The 22,734-nt window shown below is 61.9% G+C and carries 19 protein-coding genes, 1 tRNA gene and 2 pseudogenes; 12 read left to right on the forward strand and 10 right to left on the reverse strand.

Features of this window, described 5'->3' with window-relative positions; translation table 11 throughout:
• Positions 1-362 precede the first annotated feature (362 nt).
• Positions 363-548 (forward strand): CGNR zinc finger domain-containing protein, encoded by a 186-nt coding sequence (locus tag BI49514_RS17235; protein WP_420808578.1) that lies wholly within the window; start codon positions 363-365, stop codon positions 546-548.
• A gap of 130 nt (positions 549-678) precedes the next feature.
• On the opposite strand, the gene BI49514_RS01585 is transcribed toward BI49514_RS17235, so the two are convergent.
• Both BI49514_RS01585 and BI49514_RS01590 read right to left on the reverse strand, forming a co-directional pair.
• Complete coding sequence (locus BI49514_RS01585) at positions 679-1,665, reverse strand: IS481 family transposase (protein WP_101543692.1); 987 nt, start codon at positions 1,663-1,665, stop codon at positions 679-681.
• 68 nt (positions 1,666-1,733) lie between these two features.
• Positions 1,734-2,099, reverse strand: coding sequence for a VOC family protein (locus BI49514_RS01590; RefSeq protein WP_101543694.1), 366 nt, complete (start codon positions 2,097-2,099; stop codon positions 1,734-1,736).
• Between the two features lie 95 nt (positions 2,100-2,194).
• Between BI49514_RS01590 and BI49514_RS01595 the strand changes: the two genes are divergently transcribed.
• From BI49514_RS01595 to BI49514_RS17240, 4 genes are all read left to right on the forward strand, one after another.
• Positions 2,195-3,175, forward strand: coding sequence for a helix-turn-helix transcriptional regulator (locus BI49514_RS01595; protein ID WP_101543696.1), 981 nt, complete (start codon positions 2,195-2,197; stop codon positions 3,173-3,175).
• 175 nt (positions 3,176-3,350) lie between these two features.
• Complete coding sequence (locus BI49514_RS01600; RefSeq protein WP_101543697.1) at positions 3,351-4,043, forward strand: hypothetical protein; 693 nt, start codon at positions 3,351-3,353, stop codon at positions 4,041-4,043.
• Positions 4,040-4,702 (forward strand): NAD(P)-dependent oxidoreductase, encoded by a 663-nt coding sequence (locus BI49514_RS01605; protein ID WP_101543699.1) that lies wholly within the window; start codon positions 4,040-4,042, stop codon positions 4,700-4,702. The genes BI49514_RS01600 and BI49514_RS01605 overlap by 4 nt, the downstream gene beginning before the upstream one ends.
• Before the next feature lie 5 nt (positions 4,703-4,707).
• On the forward strand, positions 4,708-5,160 hold the full coding sequence (locus BI49514_RS17240; protein WP_167443975.1) for a MarR family winged helix-turn-helix transcriptional regulator: 453 nt from the start codon (positions 4,708-4,710) through the stop codon (positions 5,158-5,160).
• 4 nt (positions 5,161-5,164) lie between these two features.
• Here BI49514_RS17240 and BI49514_RS01615 read toward each other — a convergent pair.
• A pseudogene (locus tag BI49514_RS01615) lies at positions 5,165-5,560 on the reverse strand (IS110 family transposase); the annotation flags it as partial.
• Positions 5,561-6,155: 595 nt separating this feature from the next.
• Between BI49514_RS01615 and BI49514_RS01620 the strand changes: the two are divergent.
• The 4 genes and pseudogenes from BI49514_RS01620 (at position 6,156) to BI49514_RS01640 (ending at position 13,761) form a co-directional block, all read left to right on the forward strand.
• Positions 6,156-7,035, forward strand: a pseudogene (locus BI49514_RS01620) (IS5 family transposase).
• A gap of 739 nt (positions 7,036-7,774) precedes the next feature.
• Positions 7,775-8,779 (forward strand): hypothetical protein, encoded by a 1,005-nt coding sequence (locus BI49514_RS16265; protein WP_145996170.1) that lies wholly within the window; start codon positions 7,775-7,777, stop codon positions 8,777-8,779.
• Between the two features lie 1,044 nt (positions 8,780-9,823).
• Positions 9,824-13,132, forward strand: coding sequence for a hypothetical protein (locus BI49514_RS01635; protein ID WP_101543706.1), 3,309 nt, complete (start codon positions 9,824-9,826; stop codon positions 13,130-13,132).
• Positions 13,132-13,761, forward strand: a complete 630-nt coding sequence (locus BI49514_RS01640; RefSeq protein ID WP_101543708.1) for a hypothetical protein — start codon at positions 13,132-13,134, stop codon at positions 13,759-13,761. Before BI49514_RS01635 ends, BI49514_RS01640 begins: the two co-directional genes overlap by 1 nt.
• Before the next feature lie 55 nt (positions 13,762-13,816).
• On the opposite strand, the gene BI49514_RS01645 is transcribed toward BI49514_RS01640, so the two are convergent.
• From BI49514_RS01645 to BI49514_RS01660, 4 genes are all read right to left on the reverse strand, one after another.
• On the reverse strand, positions 13,817-14,398 hold the full coding sequence (locus BI49514_RS01645; protein WP_101543709.1) for a recombinase family protein: 582 nt from the start codon (positions 14,396-14,398) through the stop codon (positions 13,817-13,819).
• A gap of 116 nt (positions 14,399-14,514) precedes the next feature.
• On the reverse strand, positions 14,515-14,907 hold the full coding sequence (locus BI49514_RS16760; protein ID WP_244195207.1) for a hypothetical protein: 393 nt from the start codon (positions 14,905-14,907) through the stop codon (positions 14,515-14,517).
• Entirely contained in the window at positions 14,904-15,311 is a 408-nt protein-coding gene (locus BI49514_RS01655; RefSeq protein WP_101543711.1) for a hypothetical protein, read from the reverse strand. Before BI49514_RS01655 ends, BI49514_RS16760 begins: the two co-directional genes overlap by 4 nt.
• Before the next feature lie 247 nt (positions 15,312-15,558).
• The gene (locus BI49514_RS01660; protein ID WP_244195208.1) at positions 15,559-15,813 is read right to left on the reverse strand and encodes a helix-turn-helix transcriptional regulator; all 255 of its coding nucleotides are present in this window, start codon (positions 15,811-15,813) and stop codon (positions 15,559-15,561) included.
• 121 nt (positions 15,814-15,934) lie between these two features.
• On the opposite strand from BI49514_RS01660, the gene BI49514_RS01665 reads away from it, so the two are divergent.
• Both BI49514_RS01665 and BI49514_RS01670 read left to right on the forward strand, forming a co-directional pair.
• On the forward strand, positions 15,935-16,423 hold the full coding sequence (locus BI49514_RS01665) for a helix-turn-helix transcriptional regulator (RefSeq protein ID WP_145996171.1): 489 nt from the start codon (positions 15,935-15,937) through the stop codon (positions 16,421-16,423).
• A gap of 3 nt (positions 16,424-16,426) precedes the next feature.
• Positions 16,427-17,536: a tyrosine-type recombinase/integrase gene (locus BI49514_RS01670; RefSeq protein ID WP_101543716.1), complete on the forward strand. Its 1,110-nt coding sequence runs from the start codon at positions 16,427-16,429 to the stop codon at positions 17,534-17,536.
• A gap of 21 nt (positions 17,537-17,557) precedes the next feature.
• Here the strand turns inward: BI49514_RS01670 and BI49514_RS01675 are convergent.
• From BI49514_RS01675 to BI49514_RS01685, 3 genes are all read right to left on the reverse strand, one after another.
• Positions 17,558-17,633, reverse strand: a tRNA-Thr gene (locus tag BI49514_RS01675).
• Positions 17,634-17,776: 143 nt separating this feature from the next.
• Positions 17,777-18,637 carry a DsbA family protein gene (locus BI49514_RS01680; protein ID WP_101543717.1) on the reverse strand — a complete coding sequence of 287 codons (861 nt, stop codon included), beginning with the start codon at positions 18,635-18,637 and terminating at the stop codon, positions 17,777-17,779.
• Between the two features lie 410 nt (positions 18,638-19,047).
• Positions 19,048-21,075, reverse strand: coding sequence for a serine/threonine-protein kinase (locus BI49514_RS01685; RefSeq protein WP_101543719.1), 2,028 nt, complete (start codon positions 21,073-21,075; stop codon positions 19,048-19,050).
• A gap of 65 nt (positions 21,076-21,140) precedes the next feature.
• Between BI49514_RS01685 and BI49514_RS01690 the strand changes: the two genes are divergently transcribed.
• Positions 21,141-22,730, forward strand: coding sequence for an alpha,alpha-trehalose-phosphate synthase (UDP-forming) (locus BI49514_RS01690; RefSeq protein ID WP_101543721.1), 1,590 nt, complete (start codon positions 21,141-21,143; stop codon positions 22,728-22,730).
• Positions 22,731-22,734 lie beyond the last annotated feature (4 nt).

The raw sequence follows: 22,734 nt of genomic DNA on the forward strand, positions 1-22,734 counted from the left end.
ATCTGGAACTGGTGCGCAGACTTCTCAACACTTGGCGAATACCTCACGACACTCGCGCACCGAGCGACGATCTCCGACAACTGGTTGAGAGCAGTGAGAGTGAATGGAAACGACAGTTCGAGACTCTCCCGAGACCCACCGATGGAGAACAAGTCAGCAGACTGACTCAGATACGCGACGGTCTGCGCGATATGGTCCAACGCAATAAACCGAACGACAACGATCTCTGGTGGTTTCACAAACGACTGTCTGAATACCCTGTGGTTCCCATCGTCGCCATCGCGGATGCAGGGATGGTGGTCGACCTTCGCCCTCAGTCTGAAGAGACCAGTGCCGCGATCCTCACTATCGTGCTTCGGAGCATGCAACGCGGCACATGGAATCGGTTGAAAGCCTGCCCGGACTGCCGATTGTCCTTTTATGACCGAAGCCCCGGTGCCACAAAGGTCTGGTGCGGGATGACAACCAATGGGCCACAAGGTAGGGCGTGCGGGTCGATCGCGAAGATGCGAACCTACCGAAAACGGAAGTCGGAAAACTTGAACTGACGTTTGCCAGCTGAAGCTAAGACGCACGACTACGACTGCTTGTCAGCTTGAAATCTATGGGACCCGGAATTTGGCCTCGACTGCTGTGAGCAGAGAACGGCGTCCGGGACGAGTCACGACAACATCCTCCCTAGTTGTACTGACCGGAGACGTTGATCAATCGTGAGAAGGGCGGCTGGTTCTCGCAGGCGGTGTGGGGACGGTGCTGGTTGTAATAGTGCAGCCAGCCATCGAGCTCGCCGCGTCGTTCGGCCTCGGAGGTGTAGCAGCGGGCGTAGGCCCACCCATCGGCCAGGGTCCGATGGAATCTCTCGATCTTGCCGTTGGTCTGCGGTCGATACGGTCGCGTGCGCTTGTGCTTGATGCGGAGCCCGTGACAGGTATCCCGCCATAGGTGTGAGCGGTAGGCGCCGCCGTTGTCCGACAGCACCCGCTCGACGGTCACACCTCGCCGGTTGAACCACTCGACGGCCCGCACCAGGACGGCCGTCGCGGTGACGGCGGTTTCGTCGTCGTGGATCTCGGCGTAGGCGACGCGGGAGTAGTCGTCGATGACGGTGTGGACGTAGGCCTTGCCCATCAACGGGTCGGAGTACTTGCTCCTGAGCTTGCCTGGTGTAGCTTCCCGGTTCTTCTCGCCCTGACGACGACCGACGTAGCGCCAGCCTCCGCCGTCGGGGATGTTGCCGAGCTTCTTCACATCGACGTGGAGCATCGCGCCGGGATGGTCGTGCTCGTAACGGCGCACCGGTTCCCCCGTGGCTCGGTCCACATGCGACAGCCGGTTCAGGTGGGCGTCGGTCAGGATCCGGTGGACCGTCGACGGCGCGATCCCCAGCCGACACGCCAACTGCACGGGTCCTTCTCGGAGTCGTAGCCGCAGCTGGATACAGCGGCGAGTGACCTTCGGGCTGGTCTTGTTCGGTGAGTGGTGCGGTCGCGACGAGCGGTCCTGCATGGGCTCGCCGGCTCGGTAGCGGTCGGCCCAGCGCTTCACGGTAGGCCAGGAGGCCTGGAAGCGGGCGGCGACCTCGCTGATCGGCCAGCCCTCGTCGATGACCAGTCGGGCGACGATCAGACGATGGCGCGGGGTCAGGGCTGCATTGGGGTGTGACATGGGTTCCTCGACAAAGAGTCGTGGCGGCGAGCTGCTGCTCGCCGCCACGTAGGACATGGGGTGAGATGTCAGTCAACGGGACTGACGCGGATGAGGTTGCCGTCGGGGTCGGCGACCACGAAAGTTCGCCCGAACACGTCGTCATGGGGCTCCTCGACTACCTGAACGCCCTTTGCCAACCACTGCTGGTAAACCTCGTCGATGGCGTCGCCCCCGCCGGGCAGCATCAGTCCGATCTCGCTTGTGCGCGGCGTCTCGGGCTTGGACTGGTCACTGTGGCCAGTCCAGATCGCGAACAGGACACCGGGCGCGACCTCGAAAGCGACGTAGCGGGGGCTGGTGAAAGTGGGCTCAATGTCGAACAGGTCGCTGTAGAACGCGGTAGAACGCTGGGCGTCGGTCACGTAGGTCAGGAACAGGCTAGGTGCCGTTATGGCGGGCCTCCAAGGGTTGGGCTGGCGTGTGAACTTCCGCCATCAAATCACCAATACACGACAGTTCCTGTCATGTTTCTTGAGAGAATGAGTCCATGAAGGCTTCTCGTCTGCTGTCGATCGTCCTGCTGCTCCAAGTGCACGGACGCATGACTACCCAGCAGCTCGCTGACCGCTTTGATGTTTCAAGCCGGACGATCTTGCGCGATGTTGAAGCCCTGTCCGCTGCCGGTGTCCCAGTCCATGCCGAACGCGGCCGCCATGGCGCGATCGTGCTGGACGCCCGATCCCGTCTGGACCTGTCACGGCTCGAACCGTCGGAGCTGCAGCTCCTCACGGCCGTCGGTCTCAGCCCGGACCAGCTGGCACAGATTGGCCTCGGAGAGGTAGGTGAACACGCCCGCGCCAAGCTCACAGCAGCCGCCCGTCGCTCGGGCCCAGGCGAACCGGCACTGTCCGAAGTCCTGTTGATCGACCCTGCCGGATGGTTCACGCCTACCACGACCCGTGACCTGTCGAGCTTGCTGACTGCGGCCCGGCAAGGCCGCCGGCTTGTCGTCACTTACCGCCACAGCGGACACGCCACCGCCGACACCTACCAGGTCGACCCCTACGGGCTGGTCAGCAAGCAGGCCGCCTGGTATCTGGTCGGTGACGTGAACGGGACGCCGCGCATGTTCAACACCAATCGCGTGGTGACACACAAGGCTATGGACGAACCAGCCGAGTCGCGGCACGGCCAGTCCTTGCAGAAGGTCTGGGATCAGCTGGTCGGCGAGTTCACCACCGACGCAAGCGTGGAGATCCACGCGCACCTGCGCGCCAACCGGCTGGACCTCGCCGCCAGAATCCTCGGGAGCCGCCTGATTGACGTGTCCATCCCCGTCGACGGGTGGCTCACCATCACCGTGGCCTACCCCGACATCGAGTCCATTCGCCAACTCCTCCAATTCGGAGACCACATCGAAGTGCTCGACCCACCTGAAGCCGTGCAGCGTGTCCATGACCTCGCCCACCAACTGATGGAAGCTCACGACCCCGCAGGCTCAATCAACGTCTCCGGTCAGTACAACTAACCGGGGACATTGGTGGGCACCGGACCCGAATCGGACGACCGACAGGGACCAAGACTCGCCGACGTCCTCTCTCTTGTGGACGCTGATGCATATGGGGTGACCACGATTCGACCCATTGGCTGAGGAGCCTGCTACCATTTAATACGAATATCGTATTAACTCGCTAGGAGGAGCTATGGAACCGACCGAACCCATCAGCGGAACGTTCACCTATGTCACCTGGGAGGTCGACCCAGTCCGACGAGGCCCATTCGTGCGCAAGAGCGCAGCAAGGCGCCAGTTCATCGACACGCTCGGACCATTCCTCGCCGGATTGCGTGCCGATCCGACCGTCGCCCACATTCGCTTACTCGAAACGACTTTCATCGCTCCACTCGCTGGACACCCAAATCACGACGTAACCTTGATTCTCGACGGCGAAGACACACTGACCGGAGTAGTCGAAGCCGCGATCCGCGACCATGGGGTTCGGACGCCGACGCTGATCCAGTCAGCAGGGAACCCGATCCGGTTTGGCAACACGGACACCAGTGTCGGCCCCGTGCTTCTAAACCACTTCGTATCTGCCGCGCCTGTAGACGAGGTGGCAGCGACTTGGCAACAGATATCTGACTGGTACGGATCGGTCCTCGGGGTTTCGAATTCCACACTTCTCGCCTTTGAAGAGCCTGACCCGTACGTCGTTCTCAACTACGCCGTAGTTCCCGGCCCAGTAGTGCGCTTCATGCTCGACCAGATGCTGCGCCCTAGCTTCTACCGGAACGTCAATGGCCGGCTGAGACGAGTCGGCGCGCGGGCCCTGCCGATCTTCGCGCAGCGTGTGGATCAGCAAAAGCTGTCGTCCAACTCATCGGTGGCACCTCAATGAAAGTAACAGTATTCGGAGCCACTGGCCCCACAGGCCTATGGATATGCAACCTAGCGCTAGCTGCTGGCCACAATGTAACGGCAGTAAGCCGACGGCCCGATCCGCTCTTGCTCCCAAGTTCCGAGCGAATCAGCATCACCGTTGCTGACGCAATCACTGGAACAGGTGTCGATAAGGCCGTTACTGGAGCCGACGCAGTTCTATCCGCTCTTGGCGCACCTTATGGACCACGCGAAATCAACATCTATTCGCAAGGCACTGACACGATAATTGGTGCAATGCGCAAGCAGTCCGCTGGGAACCGCCTCGTGGTCGTAAGCTCGGGCCTTACTTACCCGCCACCTCATACAAACTTCGTAGCGGACTTCGCAATCTTCCCTCTCCTCAGGAATGTCATTGGTCGCACGTTGTACCAAGACATGCGCCGCATGGAAGAAGAACTGCAGAAGAACAAAGACATCGCCTGGACCATCATGAGGCCAGGACGACTCATCAACTCCCCAAGGGTCTCGGACTACCACCTTGACGTCGGGCACCCATCGTTTGCGTACACGGCCCGAGCAGACCTTGCAGCAGCGATGGTCGACGAGCTCGACAGAACTGACAATATCCACACTCCGGTCGCCCCGTCCACAAACCGGCACGGGGCCCAGAAATGAGCCGCATGACCACCCCTTTGCGAGACGAACTACGCCGCCTTCGGATCGAACTGCGTATTCTCAATGACGCTGTCGCCGCCGAGGTAGGTCTCAATCCTCGCGATCTCGACATCTTAGATGTGATCGACCGGGAGGGACCCTGTACACCCTCGACGCTCGCAGAGCGGACCGGGTATCGGCGAGCCACTCTGACCTCAGTCATCAACCGCCTGCACCGAGACGGATGGATCGTCCGCAGGACCGCCCCGGACGACGGGCGATCGTCCATTCTTGCCTCAACAGCACGTTTCGACGAGATACGAGCGCTCTATGCTCCAGCCGATGACATCGACTCCGCCATTTCACAGAAATATAACGAGCAGCAGCGCGCCACTATCGCCCAAGCGCTTTCACTCGTTACCTCTCATCTCCGCGGACTCAGCGAAGGCACCGTTCCACCGGAGAAACAGGGCCCTTAGCAAGGGCCGGGTCCTCGTCCGTGCCGGCTAACACCTTGAGATTGGCCAGCACATCCGATTCCCGATCGACAAACCTAAGCGTGTGCGGCATGGTTCTGGCGGTGTCGGCGATGATGAACGCATCCCGGGCATCCGTCTTCGCCTGGCCCGGATACAGGTCGGCAGCCTTGCGCATCGCTAACCCCGGAAGGTAGGCGATAACGGCTCCACAATCCCGGGCGACTGCGACGGGAAGCGCACCAATCGTGTTCGGCTGATCAACGATCACCAGCACTCGACCGTAATCGTCCTGCGAGAGCTCGTGGTCGAAGACCCGTTCTCCTGCCGGCACCAGCCCACACCCGTGATGGCTGGTCCTGCCGACGTCGAGTCCGAGCCGCACGTCGTATTCGGTGTTCATGACAGTCCTCCTCGACCGTCAGTTCCATGGTCATTGGTTGTCACGACACTCGATGCTGGCACCCACGTTACGACGAGACCTCAACAGTGTTGGGCCGAGCCCCTATCAGCAGTCAACGCGCGTCCTGGATTCCTGGCGGCACCCTCCGGATCATTGATGACAGGGCAATTCAGCCATACCAGGACCAGCGACCAGACCCCGACCGGGGCCCATCAATAAATATAGGGACACTCACCAGAGAGGGAGTGCAGGGGTTGGGAGCGGCCGCGGGCCGACTGCGGCGCGAACAATGTGCCCGAAACCGGCGGGGTTCCAAGGGGGTGCCGAACCCCCTCAGGTGACCCACATCAAGGGGCGCCGCCCCATATCAGAGGCACTAGAAGGAGTCTCACACGTGTCAAGGTGTGTACTTTGCTCACTGGGGACACCAGGGGTTCTCGGCTTTTCAAAGTGAGCTGGCCTGCTGGCCTGCTGGCCTGGTGGTCCTAGGGGTTCCAGGCGTTCCAGGAATGCAACCTGTCTAAGGGTGAAGTCGTCTTTTAGGGCTAGGGCGTGTCTGATAAATATCTCGGTGGGAGTCTGAAACCCTGGAATCGTGTCTCGATTCCAACTACTCACCGATGACCAATGGGCCCTCATCGCCGACTACCTACCAGCACCAACAGGCCGACGGGGCCGACCCTTCTCCGACCCCAGACAGATGATCGAGGGCATCATCTACCGCTACCGCACCGGCATCGCCTGGCGCGATCTGCCCGAGACCTTCGGCAAATGGCAGACCGTGTGGACCTGGCACCGCCGCCTCGCCGCCGATGGTACCTGGGACGCCATCCACCAGGCTCTGACTGCACACGCGGCAAAGAACAACAAGGTCGACTTCACTGTCTCGGTCGATTCCACGATCGCTCGCGCGCATCAACACGCGACGAACATCAGCCGCGTAAAAAAGGGACTCGTCGAATTACAAGGATCTGGCCACCGAGTCGCCTGACCACGCTTTCGGCCGCTCTCGCGGAGGCTTGTCGACAAAGACTCATCAGCTTGTCGATGGCCACGGGTTGCCGCTGGTGTCGATCTGCACGGCTGGCCAGGACGGCGACAGGTCCATGCTCACTCCTCTGCTGGAGAACTTTCAGGTCGGTCGACGTACCCGCCCGGACGCTGTTCTTGGCGACAAGGCCTATTCGTCGAGAGCAAATCGGTCACTGCTGCGGTCGCGGAGGATCGAGGCAGTCATTTCCGAACCGTCCGATCAGCAAGGCCATCGGCTCCGGCGCGGGTCAAAGGGTGGTCGTCCCCCGAAGTTCGACGCGATCAAGTAACAAGGGCCGCAATGTCATCGAGCGCGGTTACGCCCGTTTGAAGCAATGGCGAGGACTGGCCACTCGCTATGACAAGCTTGCCATCTCTATCGAGCCGCTGTCGTGCTCAACGGCGTCATTGCCTGGCTGCAGCATTTATCAGACACACCCTAGTGGAGCTCCGGACCTCCAAAACTGTGCAGCCTCTCCCGATGAGTACCAGGGACCCCAGGTATCCCTATGCCAGCGCATCGCCTCATAGAGTCATCGACCTTTGGAACTGCCTGCCTCCCAAGAGTCCCCGGAGTCCCGTGGATGATCTCGAAACTCATGACCCTTCCACCCTGGACAAAGAGCCCCGGGAATCCCCAAAAGGCATCCCACATCTAAGCTGCACGCACCCCTGAAAGACGACCACAAGGGACCCCAGGAGCGCGCTCGAACCTCAACCAGCACGCAAAGGGCACAGACCCAGACAACCCAAGAACACTGTCACGGAACACTGTTCCCTCAAGAGCACACCTGCACGCTACAGAAGCCACCACCTGACCGGAGACCGCACCCGAAGGGTGTACCGGAACACTGTTCCCCAGGGGTGCACCTCAAGAGTGTTCCAGAACGGTCTACGGGATGACTGTACGGGCACACCCTCCCAGAACACTGTTCCCACCGCTTTTCAGATACCCTCTCAGCTCGCATTGTGTGTTTCGGGCGGAGGTTCGGAGAGGTACTTCATTGATGCAGGTCAGAAGCTTATTCAGTTGGTCTTTCGGGAACGATAAACCCTCCGGGCGACAACGTTGTTTCGGAGAAGTATCCGGAGGCTTTATCGGATGCTTTAATGGAGGGATTATCGGAGGCTTTATTGGTAGAATGATGGTGTAGCCGCAGGTTGCTGACCAGAGGAGAACCCGTGACCCGCACGCCATCCGCGATCCGCACACGATCCAACCGGGGCGTCGCCATTTCCGAACGCGACCTCAACCGCCTGCGCCTGCTGGGGCGTTGGCACTCTCTGACGGCAGAGCACATCGTCAGAAGCGAGCAGCCCTCTACGCTCTGGTCTCCCACTCAACACAGTGCTCAGAGCCCCGAAGCTCGCGCGAAGTTCGGTCGAGCTGTAGAAGCGGCTAAGCGTCGGCTCCGAACACTCAAAGCGATTGAAGACGATCCGGGAATCGGCCTAGGACCCCTCCTTGGAACAGCGCTTGCGTCGAACGGCGCAACAGCGTACTTCGCCTCACGAATTGGAGCCCGCACCGCAGGACTCCCCTGGAACCTCAGAAACGCAATCAACCCCAATATCTGCCAGCACGCCTGGATGGCTGCCGATATCGGCATGGCACTAGAGTCAGCCGGATACCGAGTCCTTTCTGAGCGTGAAATTGCCACTGGTATCGACCGCCACGCCGACGAGATCACCGCGCAACTCGAGTCCGAGGACACCGCCAACGGCCGCAGCACCGGCAAACGCCCCGACGTTGCGATCCTCGCCCCGAATGAGGCCGAGTACATCGCCATCGAAGTTGAGCGCGACACCGACCGATCAATCAGCGTCTACGAACAGAAACTCTCCGCATATGCGAGCAATGCTTCGATCAGGGCCGTCTGGTACATCTGCGCCAGCAAGACAACCGCGAAACGCGTCGCGGACGGAGCGACGAGAGTCTTTAAGTCGCCCGGCAATTTCCCGCTGCGCATCATGACGATTCCCCAAATCAACTGCCTTCACTTTCTCGACGTGAGCAACCTGAGCGAGCGAGCTAAAAGGGATCTTGAAGCCATGCGCCCCGGTCCGGCAGTGAGCGCCCTCAGCGAGCGAGCCGAGACTTCTCTTGGGACCGCGACCCCAGCCGTAGACGAATTCGCCGACGACGGTCTCAGTACGAATGATGTTTCTCCCGTAAGTCAGCGCTGAGGTCATCGATGACCTCAGCGCAAACACCATCGCTGAAATCATCGATGACCCATACATACATACTTACTTCCAGGGGTGGTTGCCTGAAGAGGTAAGTGCACCTTCAAGAAGTAGTTCAGAGGCGATGAGCGATCGCTTCGCTCCTCCATCGCCTCTGTCGGCTGGGGAAGGCTCGCTACGCTCACCTTCCCCAGCCGACATACCGCGCGGGCGCGTGCAACGCGCGCGAAGCCCCCTTGGGTCCTAACCCGAAGAACCAGGCCGTGGACTGTCGCTCGATGGCACCAGCTCTTAGCGCCGAGGTAGCCCACGGAGCGTCCCTCGCAAGGGGAAACGACTACCTTTGTCGCCCGAGCGCATGAAAAGCGGCTCACGCGCCACACAGGGCCTTCGAGTACTGCGCCAGCTCCGAATGCACATAAAAGACCACTCAGCAACGGCGAGGCATCAAGCGATTTCGGCGCAGACGCAAATGCAAAATGGGCCGGCTGATCAGGCAAAAAGACGCCGATCAATATAGCACCCTGCCGCAAAATAGGGTATTTGACCTGCGAAAATACTCCCTTAGCCTCCGAGGGTGAGGTAAAATAGAGAGTGAGAGAAAGGCATCCAGAAAGGATGGCTTATGCTCTCTGAACGAACTCGTCGAGCCCGGTCTCGACTCGCTAACGCCGTCCGTCGCGGCGAAGATGACGGCGCTATTGAGATAGCGCGGACCGCTTATGACATAGAGCGGGCCCGTGACATGCTCCACGCGATCCGGGGCACGACCACCCCCGAGCAGCGGCGGAGCCTCCACGACGCAGTGGAAGCCACGGGCGGTGACCTATCGTGACTGCGGCCCTCTCTCACCGACGTCCAGGAACGATGCTTGGCCTGGCAGCTCGCGACAATCGGCGAACGCAGAAAAAGGCTTCCAGGCCGCGTTCGCCGATTCGTGCGCGCGTCCGCACAATTATGCGCGCACTTCTCGCGACTGTCGCCCTCACAATTGGACTGGTCGGACTCTCGACATCATCCGCGCAAGCGTTTCCGTGGGATGACATGAAAGACAACATCGCCGCGACGGTTCAGAACATCTGCAGTCCGAACGATGTGCCACAGCCGAGCACGTACACCAACATCGACACCGCGGCTGGCCTGAACAAGGCAGAACCCCGCGAAGGATACCGCTCTACGATCAAGCCCGATTTCACGCAGGATGAAGCAGGCGGCCAGGGAGGAAACGGCATGGAGCGCCTCCAGCGCGTGTACGGCGACCAGGGCGACAAGGACGACGTGATCGTCAAGCCAACATACGAGCGCTATGGATTCTCCACGCTCCAATGGCACAGCTACGGTAACGAGGAGTGCATGACTCCGGCACTCGTGATCAGCCCGCTGGCAAACATGTCACTCATGTCCATGGTGCACGTGCCGATGATGATTTCCATGGCGTTCCTGAACTTCGTCATGGATAACGTCCTCTACACCGGTTTCTCGGCCCTGATGCAGCCGTTCATCGGGGCAATGTATGAGATTTTTGAACCCTGGATTTACGTCCTCGTCCCCATTGGCATCTTCATCACCTGGCTTGCTTCGAGACACTCGCTTCAAGCAACCCTGAAAGCAGGTGGCTGGGGCGTGTTCATCATGTCTGTCTACCTGCTCATGGGCGAAAGCACCTCACAGGTCGTCAGTTGGGGGACGAACATCGTCACAGAAGTCTCAGGATCGGCGGCCTGCAAAATGAACGCTGCCGCGAACGGGGGGCAAGAAGACGGTGAAGACTGCGACGCCGACGACCCTGTAAAGGCCGTCCAGGAAGCTCTTTGGTACGGCGTCCCCTACCAAACCTGGCACCTGGGGCAGGTAGGTGAGCACCAGGCCCAACTCGATGACGAAGCCCTCGACAAGGGTGAAGTGGGCTGGGGTCCCGCCCTCCTCAACGGGCAATATGTCGGTGTCGATGAGGAAGGCGAAATCGACGAGACCGGCAAAAAGGTGCTCCAGGCCACCAGCACCTGGAACTCCGCCACGTATTCCCCTGACGGGGACGAGAGTAAGAACCTCAAGTGGGGCAAGGACAACCTCTGGGATAAGGTCCCGTACCTCGCCAACGTCAAGATCATGTGTGACGACCGAGATAACGGCGATGACACCCCCGGCGACGACGACAACGCTATGCGTCGGTGGATGTACAACGGTGCCAGCGGGACCAGCCATTGCGACTCAGCTGGTGCGGGAACAGCGGATATGATCCCCTATATCACTGGCGATCAGTACAACAAGCAAATCTTGATTGCCGTGTCCGGGCTCGTCGGTGTCACCGCCGTCTCCCTGACAATCGTCGGCTCGGCAATCTACCTTGGTTTCCAGAAGATGATGTTCTTCTTCCTCCTCTTCCTCGCCCCCGTGGTGCTGCTGGTGTCTTCTCTCGGGGACCGTAAGCGGAGGCCGTTCGCGGTCAGGTACGCAGAGATCGTCGGGGTGAACCTCCTCAAGCAGGTCGCCGCAGTGTGTATCGTCCTCTTCGTCTCCTACGCCATGGCGTCACTGTTCGGATCGTCCACGTTCGGGCACATTCCGTGGATCATGAAGCCTCACGCGGCGTTGCTGTTCTTCCTCGCTCTCGCGTTCCTGGCGTTCCCGTTGAAGAACATGGTCAAGGGGGCGATTCAGGGCGATACTTCCGTCATTGACAAGCAGGCGACCGCTCCACAGCGCGCTATGAAGAAGACTGCGTCGGGTGTCGGCAAGTTGGCTATTGCTGGGGGCGCAATCGCGGCCACTGGTGGTGCCGCAGCGGTCCTCGGTGCTGGTGCTGGCGGTCTCGGAGCGGTCGGTGCTGGGGGCAAGGCCGCGATGGTGGGCAAGGCCGGGTCGATGCTCGGTCAGGCTGGTCGCGTCATGGGTGTCGGTTCAAAGGCCGGTCGCGCGATGCGCGGGGCAGGCCGACTCATGCAAGCAGGCCGAGGCATCATGGATGCCAAGGACACCAAGCGCGGTTGGGACAAAGGTCGAGAACAGGCTGCGGCTGAAATGATTGAGAAGAACCCGTCGCGCTATCACAAGGTAAATGAAGACGGAACGCTCGGCGGCCTCCTGCCTGGGGCTCAGCAGAAGGCGTTGAAAGACGCGCAGTCGACGGCTGAGAGAGGCGTGAAAAACCAGCGTGCACAGCAAGCACAGGATGACTTCATGCGGAAGTTCTTCGCGGGATGGGGCGGGCCAGAAGCTCCACGCCACCAAGAGCCAGACGACACGACGGACCCCAAACCGGACCCCAATCCTGAGCCTCAGCCATTGCCGTCGCCGAAGCCTGGGGCCCGTGGAGCGCTTGGCTCGGGAGACTCGGGCAACGGCAGCCAAAGCAGCGGTTCTGAGCAGGCACAGGCTCCCAGTGGAGGACCACCTAGTCAGGGGCCATCTCCCCAGGACACAGGAGGCAGCGATGAGCGTCCGTCCGTCATCGACTACCCGCGTTTCGTCGAGAAAGCGCGTGAGAACCTGGCGGGGCCGGAGTTCTCTCGCGAGATGGACTACAACGTCAGCACCGTCCGGTCGGGCGACGACGTGCTCCACAACTCTGAGCTGACGAAGCAACAGGTACTGGATGACCCGACGGTGCTGCTCTCCGGATCGGCCTACGATGGTGGTCGCACAACAGCGATGGACCCGTTCCATGCCGCAACGGGGGCGCTCAATGAGCTCCGGTTTGCCGGAGGCTCGGGGAACGAGGCCGACATCGAGTCGGCTGTGGCTAAGGCGGTGTCGGCAATTGATCGGCATGGGGTCCCCGATCAAATCGGCGGCGTCCACTCCATCGGAGACCGAGCGACTCGTTTCGATCCAGCAGAAATTATCGGGGCGATGCCTCGACTGGGCACCGACGCGACATGGCAAGAGCGGGCCGAGGCCGCGCACATCATGCAGGCAGCGCAGGTGGCTCTCCCCGCCAACGTACCGATAGAAATCCGCGAAAACCTCGCGGAGTACACGTCTCAACTGTCCCGGCCAGGGGCAGACCTTGGAGGGCTTGCCGACCAGAAGTTTGACCTGATCGAGCAAATTTCGTGGTGGACGCAGCGATTCGATCTGCAGGCCGCCTACGATGCGCCGCTGACGGCGGGGGTCTCGCGTGACGACATCCGCGAGGCCGTGGCCGACGGTGTACGAGGAGCACAGGTCCCGACCGAGGCGACTAACCGCACGAGTACCTGGGACCAGGGCACGTCGGCGTCGGCGGATACCGCTGCCCCCGCAACAACGGAAATGGACGAGTCCGATTCGGGTGCGCTGATCTATCGCCCGAACACGGACCGGAGGAAGCGCCGCCGCTCCGGTGATGACGACACTACTGAGGAGATGTGATGGGAGAACGTGAGCTTCGCAACGAGGTTGAGGCGTCCGCGAGGAGGCCGGGGCAGAACTTGTTCATCGAGCCGGAGCTGCGACCCTACGAATATTACGTGGAGACCGTGCACACCGGAGAGGAAGTGCTTGCGGATGCAGAGCTGACGCTCACTGACGTTCATATCGAGCCGCGCCACCTCGTCCGAAGCAGCGCCTACGGCGGTGACCCGTTGCGTCTCGATCCCTTCCACCGCGCCACCTCCCGACTCCACTGGCTGCGGTTTGCAGACCACACCGAGGACCCTGACGCGATTCACAGCGCGATCATACGGGCCTCGAACGCGCTCAGAGAGCATGGAGTGCCCCCAGAAATTGGCGACGCATACGCCATCGAACATCGCGCCACGGAGTTCCGCCCCTGGCAGGTCATCGTCACGATGCCACTTCTCGCTGAGTGTGAATCTTGGATAGAACGGGTTGAGGGAGTCCGATACATGCTCGGAGCTCTCGTCGCGATGCCCGAGAAGCATCCCGCACGAAAGGCGGTTCACGAATACGTCCGGAACCTTGCGACGCCGAGCGTGACCAACGACGAACTGTGGTTCTTCGAAAATTGGGTGAGGGAGCAGCTCATGCCTGAGCTGTAATCGCGTGCACCTGTGGGGTGGAATCGAGCAGCTCGATTCCACCCCACAGCCCGTCTCAGGCCGAAGAGCGCGCGGCGCGTTCTTTGGCCCGGTAGACGGTGCCGCGCGAGACACCCATGAGCGCAGCGACCTCCGAGGTAGTGTGCTCGCCGGAATCGAGCAGGGACACGAGATGGCGCTCCTGCGCGGGCGACAACTTCGGCTGCTTACCCCGCAGCCGGCCCCGCGCCTTCGCTACGGCCATGCCCTCACGCGTGCGCTGCCGAATGAGGTCCGCCTCCAGCTCGGCAAACATCGCCAGGTTCGTGAAAAGCATTTTGCCCATGGGGTCGTGTGGGTCGTAGACGCTGCCGCCGATACTCAGCGAGACCCCCTTGGCCTCCAGCTCATCCGCAATGTCTTTGGCGTCGCGTACTGACCGCACGAGGCGGTCAAGTTTGGTGACGACATAGGTATCGCCTGCCCGTGCGGCAGCAAGCGACTCTCGTAGTCCCGGGCGGTCGCGGTTCGTACCGGTGAGACCAACATCCGTGAAAATATTCTCGGCATCGACGCCGAGGGACATGAGACGGTCTCGCTGGGCCGTGAGGTCTTGATCCTGGTGAGTGGTGGAGCAGCGGGCGTATCCGATCAGCATAGTTTCTCCTGTCTCGTATAAGGCCCCTTGACCGTGCAGATCACCGGGCGGGTGTTCCGGACACTCCTGGAGGGGGCTGGCGGTGTGTGTGCGCGGGGTGTCCGGTCAGCGTCCGGCTAACGGACGCCTGGCGCGGGTGGTTCCTCGCCGGATATGGCAATGTCCTTCAATACTTCGGCGACAAGGCTTCGGATGCCGTCGAAGGCCTCTCGCGGATCAGAGTCTATCCACGACAAGGATGGGAACTCTGCGACTGTGCCGACAAGCTGATGGGACTCTGGGGACCATTGGACTTGGTAGGTGTATTGCTGGTCCAAGGAGAGCCACAAGCTCCTTGGCCCTATAGCTGTCTGACGAATGCACACGTCCCCCGAGATGAGCGTATCTGCGAGGTCGCGCACGACGCGCGATTCGGTCGGGTCTTCGATCTCGTCAGCGTACGAGATTAGTGCAGCATTGAGGGTTCCATGCTCCTCGTCAGTTAAACGATGGATGTTCTGAAAGTTCATGAGACCTCCTGTGCCGCTTCTTTTCGCTTTCGCGCTCTTGCAGCTCGCTGGCTGCGGGCGTCGCGCTCGAGCTTTTTATGCTGGGCCATGATGCCGCTCTTTATGTCGCGTCTTCCGTGGATAATCTCGTATCGGTCACCTGTGTCGCGCCAAACACCACTGCGAACCAGCTCTTTTGCTGCATCATCTCGCAGCGGAGAGTCCGAGGCCTTCTCTAAAAACCGCTTTGGGAAATTGATCGCATCCCGCTGAACCTCGCGTGGACCGAGACGGCTGAACATGTAGTGCTGGGCTTCAGCGGCAGTTCGCACACATGCGTCCTCCAGCGCCTCTGAGACCCCAGCGTCTAGAAGCATTGCTACCAGCTGATCGAAATACTCAGTCCCGAACTTCGCATAAGTCATGACGAACCGTCTCGTCTCGAAGTCTCAGGACTGAGCAGGGGATGACATGTCACATGATCTGATGTCACATCGCTTCCGTCGCGCGCACAGCGTTTGGTATCGTAGTGCATAGCATTGTCCTTTGATTTGCGGGCATCCACGCGAGCTGGGTAGCAGCCCAGTGCTCGCAGGAGTATTAGATTCCAACGTGGCGGCGGTCGGCTCAGCTGACCGCCGCCCTACTTTGTTCCCAGCCGTCCGCTTCTGGTCAAGACACGTTGGACGCAGCACGCTCGTACTGTGCTTGAAACCAGTTGTCGATGTCGTCACGTCGGTAACGAACCGAGCGTCCAACGGTGAAGCCGGTGGGGAATTCGTCGGGGCCGCCTCCGTTCTTCCGCCACCAGCGCAATGTGTTCTCCGGGATGCCGTACTCCTCTACCACCTGCCGGATCGTGAGAGTGTCATGCCAGTCCCGTTTAGTTGCTTCACTGGCAAGCGTTTGAGTGGGGTTATCGTTCACAGTTACCTCCTTCTGTAGTAGCTTCCAATGCCAGAATACCATGCTACATGGTGATAATCGATGGTGCTCTACTACGATTTGGAGTAGCGCATGAGCGTGGGTGGCACGTATTGTGGTACTCATGACAGACCATGTAGACGGCCGAAGTGCTGCTGACCAGCAATTTCTTACAGCAATGAAACGTGGACGCCGAGCGCGTCGAATGTCGCAAACGGAGTTGGCTGATGAGGTAAAGAAGCGCGGCTGGGGCGAGGCTCGGCAGGCGATCATCTCGCGAATCGAGCTCGGTGAGCGTGAAGTGCGTTTAGGGGAGGCCTACCTTATCGCTCAGGTGCTTGGAATGAGCGTAGAAGCCATGGCCGCGCCAGACGATGTCCATCTGCTATTACGCGACCTTGATTCCAATGCGGCGCAAGTGAAGGACCAGGTTGGGACAGTCACAAAGAATCTCGAAATTCTTTCGAGATATGTCGATCATCTGCGGGCTGACCGGGAACGGGCTTTGGCGTACCTGGAAGATCAAGCGACAACTCCACACGCTGATTCGATTCAGCGCGCAGTCGATTCAGCGGACGAGGCGCTATCGGAAGCTGCCAAGGTAGGAGGCTGACGCGTGGCAAGTATTCAGAAGACTAAGAGTCGTACGTGGCAGGTCCGATACAAGGACCCGAGTGGCAGGCATCGAGCGAAGACCTACCGATTGAAGGCCGATGCCCAGAAGTTTCTCCATTCGGTGGAGACGGAAATTGCGCGGGGCTCGTACATCGCCGCTGAGCGCGGGGCTGTCGATGTTCCCACATGGGTGCAACGGCACCTCGATTCTCGGGCCGATCTGGGCGTGACGACGCGCAACAGGACACAGAACATCATCGACGTCCATATCAAGCCGAAATGGGCGTCTGTGGCCCTCTCAGACGTCGAGCACGCCGACGTCGCGGCGTGGGCCAAGCAGTTGCTTGGAACCTTGTCGGTGCGGTCGGTGAAGAAGATCGTCAACGTCCTCTCAGCCGCGTACGATTCGGCCGTCCGCGACCGACGCGTGCACAGCAACCCATGCCGCGGCCTGAAGTTCCCGAAGGCTACGCCGAAGTCGAAGATTTTCCTCTCTGCCGAGCAGGTCGAGGATCTGGCCGGAGCAACGCCCGACGACCGGCAGGCGCTCATTGTGTACGTCCTCGCGTACTGCGGTCTCAGGTGGGGAGAGCTGGCGGGTCTGAGAGTGCAGGACTTCGACCCGCTGCGCCGTCGTCTCAACATTGAGCAGACCATCGTCGATGACGGTGGGAAGTCATTTGTGAAGCCGCCGAAGGACCATGAGATCCGCTCGGTTCCGGTTCCGAAGTTCCTTGTGGAGAAGATCGCCGCTTATATCGCCACGGCTGGGATGACAGACCTGATCTTCACGTCGCCGCGGGGAGGACCGTTGCGGAACCGCAATGAGCGGGGCCGGTGGTTCAATCAGGCAGTGGATGCAATCGGCGTTCCCGAACTTACTCCGCATGGCCTCAGGCATACGGCGGCGAGCATGGCGATTAGTGCCCGGGCGTCGGTGCTTTCGGTGCAGCGGATGCTCGGACACAGTTCGGCGACGGTGACTCTCGACGTGTATTCGTCTCTTTTCGAGGATGATCTCGATGAAGTCGCCGATCGTCTCGACCGCGCACGCGCTGAAACTGGTTTACGCGATTCTTACGCGACTGGCAGTGTCCGGAAGATCCGCTGAAGCGTTTCCCCTGGTGAGAAGTGGAGCCCCCTGTCAGACTCGAACTGACGACCTTCGCTTTACAAGAGCGGTGCTCTACCAACTGAGCTAAGGAGGCGTGGTGTGCACCGAGCGTGCGCGCCTACACGATAGTAGTCCATGGCCGGGCCAGGCCACAAAACCGCGGGGCCCAAAGACGGACGGACCCCACCTCGGCGGGGTCCGTCCTACTCACACGGCACCGGCCGGAAGCTCGGGCGATCAGCCTTTGAACTCTCCGGTGGCCTTGAGGATCTCGGTGGCCAGGGCCTGCGAGTCGCTGGTCTTGTCGGTGTGCTTGCCGTTGATGAGCACCCACGGGGTGGCTTCGACACCGTCGTCCAGTGCGGTCTGGCTCGACTGTTCGACGAACTTGTCGAAGGTGCGGTCCGTGACGCAGGACTTCACGGTCTGCTCGGAATCGGCCTTGAGCTTCTTCGAGGTGTCGACGCCGGCGTCCTCAGCCACCTTGAGCAGTTCCTCGTCGGTGCGGCCCTCGCCGCCTTCCTCCGGCTGCTGAGCGTAGAGTGCGTCGAACAGGTCCATGGCGACCTCGGGCTGGCTGTCGACGACACAGGCGGCGAGGTTGGCCGAGCGGGTCGAGTACTCGTTGCCGCTGGACATACGGTCGAGGAACGACACCGGCTTGTAGTTGACGACGACCGAACCCTCGTTGGCGAGCTTGCGCAGCATGCTCGCATTGCCTTCCTCGAAAGCCTTGCACCCGGGGCACTGGAAGTCGAGGTAGACGGTGACCGTGGCGGCGCCTTTCTTCGCACCCTCCTCGGTCGGAGCCGGCAGATCCGATTCCTCGCCTTCGGGCATCTTCAGCGGCTGCACGAGCGTGTTGTCCTTGCCCACGGTGATTCCGTCGGAGACATAGTTCGCGGGGCTGACAGCGGGTTTGCTCTGCTGGAATACGAGCACACCGACCACGGCGAGCACGGCGACGACGACCACTGCGATCCCGGTGTACAGGATCGTCTTCGCGGTCTTCTCCTTCTTCGCCTGATTCGCCGCGATCTGGCGGGCGTTCTCGCGTGCGCGGTTCCGCTTGTCGTCCGCGGAGTTGTTCTTCGCCATTGTTCCTCACGTTGGATCGTCTGACATCGGTGCGGCCTGAGGCCCGAACGGTGCGGGACGACTTCCGCGACCCGACGGCACCACTGTACCGAAACAGGTGCTTCGGCAACTCCCAGAAACATTCAAGCTTCAACTACAACGTTCAACTACCTCGGGCTCTTCCGGCACTCAGTTCGGATCTAATCGCCCGATCGCACAGTTGAACAGGCGTCCAGATGCCCAGATGCCCAGGTGCCCAGGCGCCCAGGCGCACGATCGCCCAGGCGAACTCCCACATTCCCGCCCGCGTCGAACCGACCTGCCCGCGCCGGACCAACCCGCCCGCGTCGAACCGACCTGCCCGCGCCGAACCAACCCGCCCGCGTCGAACCGACCGGCCCGCGCCAGATCAAGCAGTCAGTCCGACCTGCTCACACCGGTCCGGGCAAGTAGTCGAAGGGGTTGATCGTCAGCGGCCACCAGGACATGGCCGCCCCCGACTGGATGACTATGACGGCGAGGATGACGAGCAGCGCGATCACGGCCAAGGCGATGAGGCGGCCGAGCTGATTGCGAGTGGCTCCCGAGACGAGCAGACGTGAGCCGAAGCGCAGGCTCGAGGCACCCGGTCCGACCCACAGCACCAGCGAACCTGCGGCGCCGGCCGCCCACACCGACCATTGTTCGGACGACCCGCTGGGCACGATCCCGGCGATGTCGAGCCGGGTGAGCACGAGCGCGGCGGCGGCCGCGATCGCCGGCAGGATGAGCGAGGCCACCGAGGTCAGGATCGAGGCCAGCACGGCCCCCGGCGCCGAGGCGAGCGCGCGGAAGAATCCGCCCGAATCCGTTCCGCGGTCGAACCGGTACCGCTGGACCTTCCGATCGAGACGTGTGCCGGTGCGGGCGAGCACCGACCAAATCAAGGCGACGACACTGATGACCAGCGGGCCAAGCGGCATGACGGCGACAGCTAGGGCGATGAGTCCGAAGACGACCCAGCCGCCCGACTGCACACGCCGGTATCCCGTCGGCGCCCACGGCTGACCGCCCTGCTGCAGCGGCTGACCGCCCTGCTGCAGCGGCTGGCCGCCGGGGCCCATGTGCTGGCCGCCGGGACCGGACTGGTCGCCCCACTGTCCCTGGGCGACTTGGCCATGCTGTCCGCCGGGACCGTTCGGTCCGACGAGGTTCTGTCCGTGGCCGGGTTGGACGAAGCCGGAACGGCCGAGGTCAGCCCCCGCCATCGGGGAGGCCGGGCCCGCTTGGATGCCGCCGTTGGGGTTGCTGATCGGCGGTGCGGTCGCCTGCTGCGGCGGCTGCCGGTGCATCTGCCCGGGACCGTAGCCCGCTCCCTGGTTGGGCCCGAAACCATGACCGGACCCGGCATGATTGGTCGGTCGGCTGGATCCGGGGTACTGCGGCTGCCCGCTGCCGGAAGGGCCGGCTCCCGGGTACCCCGTGCCCGCAAAGTCTCCCCGCTGACCACCCTGACCAGCAGAGCCGCCGTACCCGGCCGCTGCCCCAGCCGCTCCGGCACCACCAAGACCGAAACCGCCATGCCCGCTGCCACCGTCATCGACGGCAGGCATGACCGCGGTCCCGCTCGATGTCCGCTGCGGACCACCCGCTCCTGCCCCTCCGCTGGGACCGGAACCGAGCTGCGGCATCCGCCCGGACTCGATGTCGACGAGAGCATCGAGGATCATCTGCCCCGACGGACGACGTTCGGGTTTCGGGTCGAGGCAGGCGGAGATGAGCGGAGCGAAGTTCTTCGGCGCCCCGTCGAGGTCGAATTTGCCCATGGCCACGCGACCGAGCACGGCTTCCAAGGGTCCGGAGCCATAGGGGTTGCGGCCGGTGGCGGCGAACGCCATGGTCGCGGCCCATCCCCACCAGTCGGTCTTCTCACTCGACGTCTTGCCGTCGGCGATCTCCGGGGAGAGATAGCCGGGGGTGCCCATGACCAGCCCGGTGGCGGTCACGCGCACTTCGTCGGCGACCTGGGCGATGCCGAAGTCGATGACCATCGGCTCGCCGTCCATGATCATCACGTTGGCGGGTTTGAGGTCGCGGTGGATGACGCCGGCATCGTGGACGGCGTTGAGAGCGTCGAGGAGGGCGTGGCCGAAGTGGACGAGCTCATCCTCGGCGAAGGGGCCGTTGTCGCGGACGTCGTCGGACAGGGTCTGCCCGTCGACGAACTCGGTGATGATGAACGGCTGCGCGGAATCGAGCTCCGCGTCGAGCACCTCGGCGATGCGGGGGTGACGGATGCGTCGCAGAGTCCTGGTCTCCCGGGCCAGACGCTTGCGCGCGGTCTCGTCATTGGCGATATGCGGGTGGAGGACCTTGACCGCGACCGGGTTGTTTCCGCCGTCGACACCGAGGTAGACGACGCCCATGCCGCCCGAGCCGAGCTCCTCGATGAGGCGGTAGCCCCCCAATTCCTGATCCATCACCTGGCCAAGCCTAGTCGAGCGGGTACAGTTCATTCCAAGGACCGACACAGGAGGAGGCGCAGATGAGCACCGTCGACTCTGCCGAGCCCAGCACCGAAATCCCCTACGGCGACAGCGATTTCGTCGTCGTGGCCAACCGCCTGCCCGTCGACCGCGATCCCGACGACGAGAATCGCGGATGGCGCACCTCACCTGGGGGTTTGGTCACTGCTGTAGCTCCCGTGATGAAGGCCCAGGAGGGCGCCTGGATCGGGTGGACGGGCGTCGCCGACGAGGACTTCGAACCCTTCACTATCGACGGCATGCACCTGAGCCCGGTGACTCTGACAAGTGAGGATGTCCTCAGGTACTACGAAGGGTTTTCCAACGCCACGCTGTGGCCGCTCTATCACGATGTCATCGTCCCTCCCGAGTACCACCGCACCTGGTGGGATGCGTATGTGCGGGTCAATGAGCGCTTCGCGGCCAAGGTCGCCGAGGTGGCTGCGCAGTCCGCGACCGTGTGGGTTCACGATTATCAACTCCAGTTGGTTCCGCAGATGGTCCGACGTCTGCGCCCTGACCTCGCGATCGGGTTCTTCAACCACATTCCCTTCCCGCCTTACGAGCTCTTCGCTCAGCTGCCGTGGCGCGACGAGATCCTCCGCGGCCTCCTCGGCGCCGACCTCATCGGGTTCCAACGGCCGGCGGACGCAGCGAACTTCCGCCGTGCCGTCCGCGGGCGTCTGGGATATGCGACGAAGGGGTCGACCGTCTCGGTCCCGCCGGGTGACTTCCTCCCGGCCCACCTCGTCCGCGCCGAGCCGTTCCCGATCTCGATCGACACGCCTTATCTCGAGGAGCTCGCCCGCGATCCGAAGATCCTCGAGCGGGCGAAGCAGATCCGCGAGGAGGTCGGCAATCCTCGGGTGGTCATGCTCGGCGTCGATCGGATGGACTATACGAAGGGCATCCGCCACCGGCTCAAGGCGTTCGGGGAGCTGCTCGCCGAGGGCCGACTCGATGTCGAGGATGTCGTGCTCATTCAGATCGCGACACCGTCGCGGGAACGCCTCGAGCAGTACAAGATCATCCGACACGACGTCGAACTGGCCGTCGGGCGGATCAACGGTGAGCAGGTCGATGTCGGTTCGATTCCCGTGCGCTACCTCCACCATTCCTATCCGCGCGACGAGATGACAGCGTTCTTCCTCGCCGCCGATGTCATGCTTGTGACCGCTCTGCGGGACGGAATGAACCTCGTTGCCAAGGAATATGTGGCGTGCCGAAGGCGGGACGACGGAGCCCTCGTGCTCTCCGAATTCACCGGGGCTGCCGAACAGCTCAAGGGCGCGGTGATGGTCAATCCCCACGACATCGCCGACCTCAAGGCGGGCATCCTCGAAGCCGTGCAGATGGACGAGAGGACCCGCACACGTCGGATGAAGCAGATGCGCAAGAGGGTCGCCACGGACACCGTGAGCCGGTGGTCGAAGAACTTCCTCGCCGAACTCGAGCACATCAAGGACAACCCCGAGTCAATCGTCCCGGAACGGCCCGTGGTGCAGAAGAACCGCACCGCACCGCCGCCGGATGTGCCGGCGGCCCCGTCAGATCGCGCCGAGAGACCCGATGATGCCGAGTGGACAGACGATATCTCCACCGCTCGCTAGGAGA

Source organism: Brevibacterium iodinum ATCC 49514, assembly GCF_900169265.1.
Classification (GTDB): Bacteria; Actinomycetota; Actinomycetes; order Actinomycetales; family Brevibacteriaceae; genus Brevibacterium; species Brevibacterium iodinum.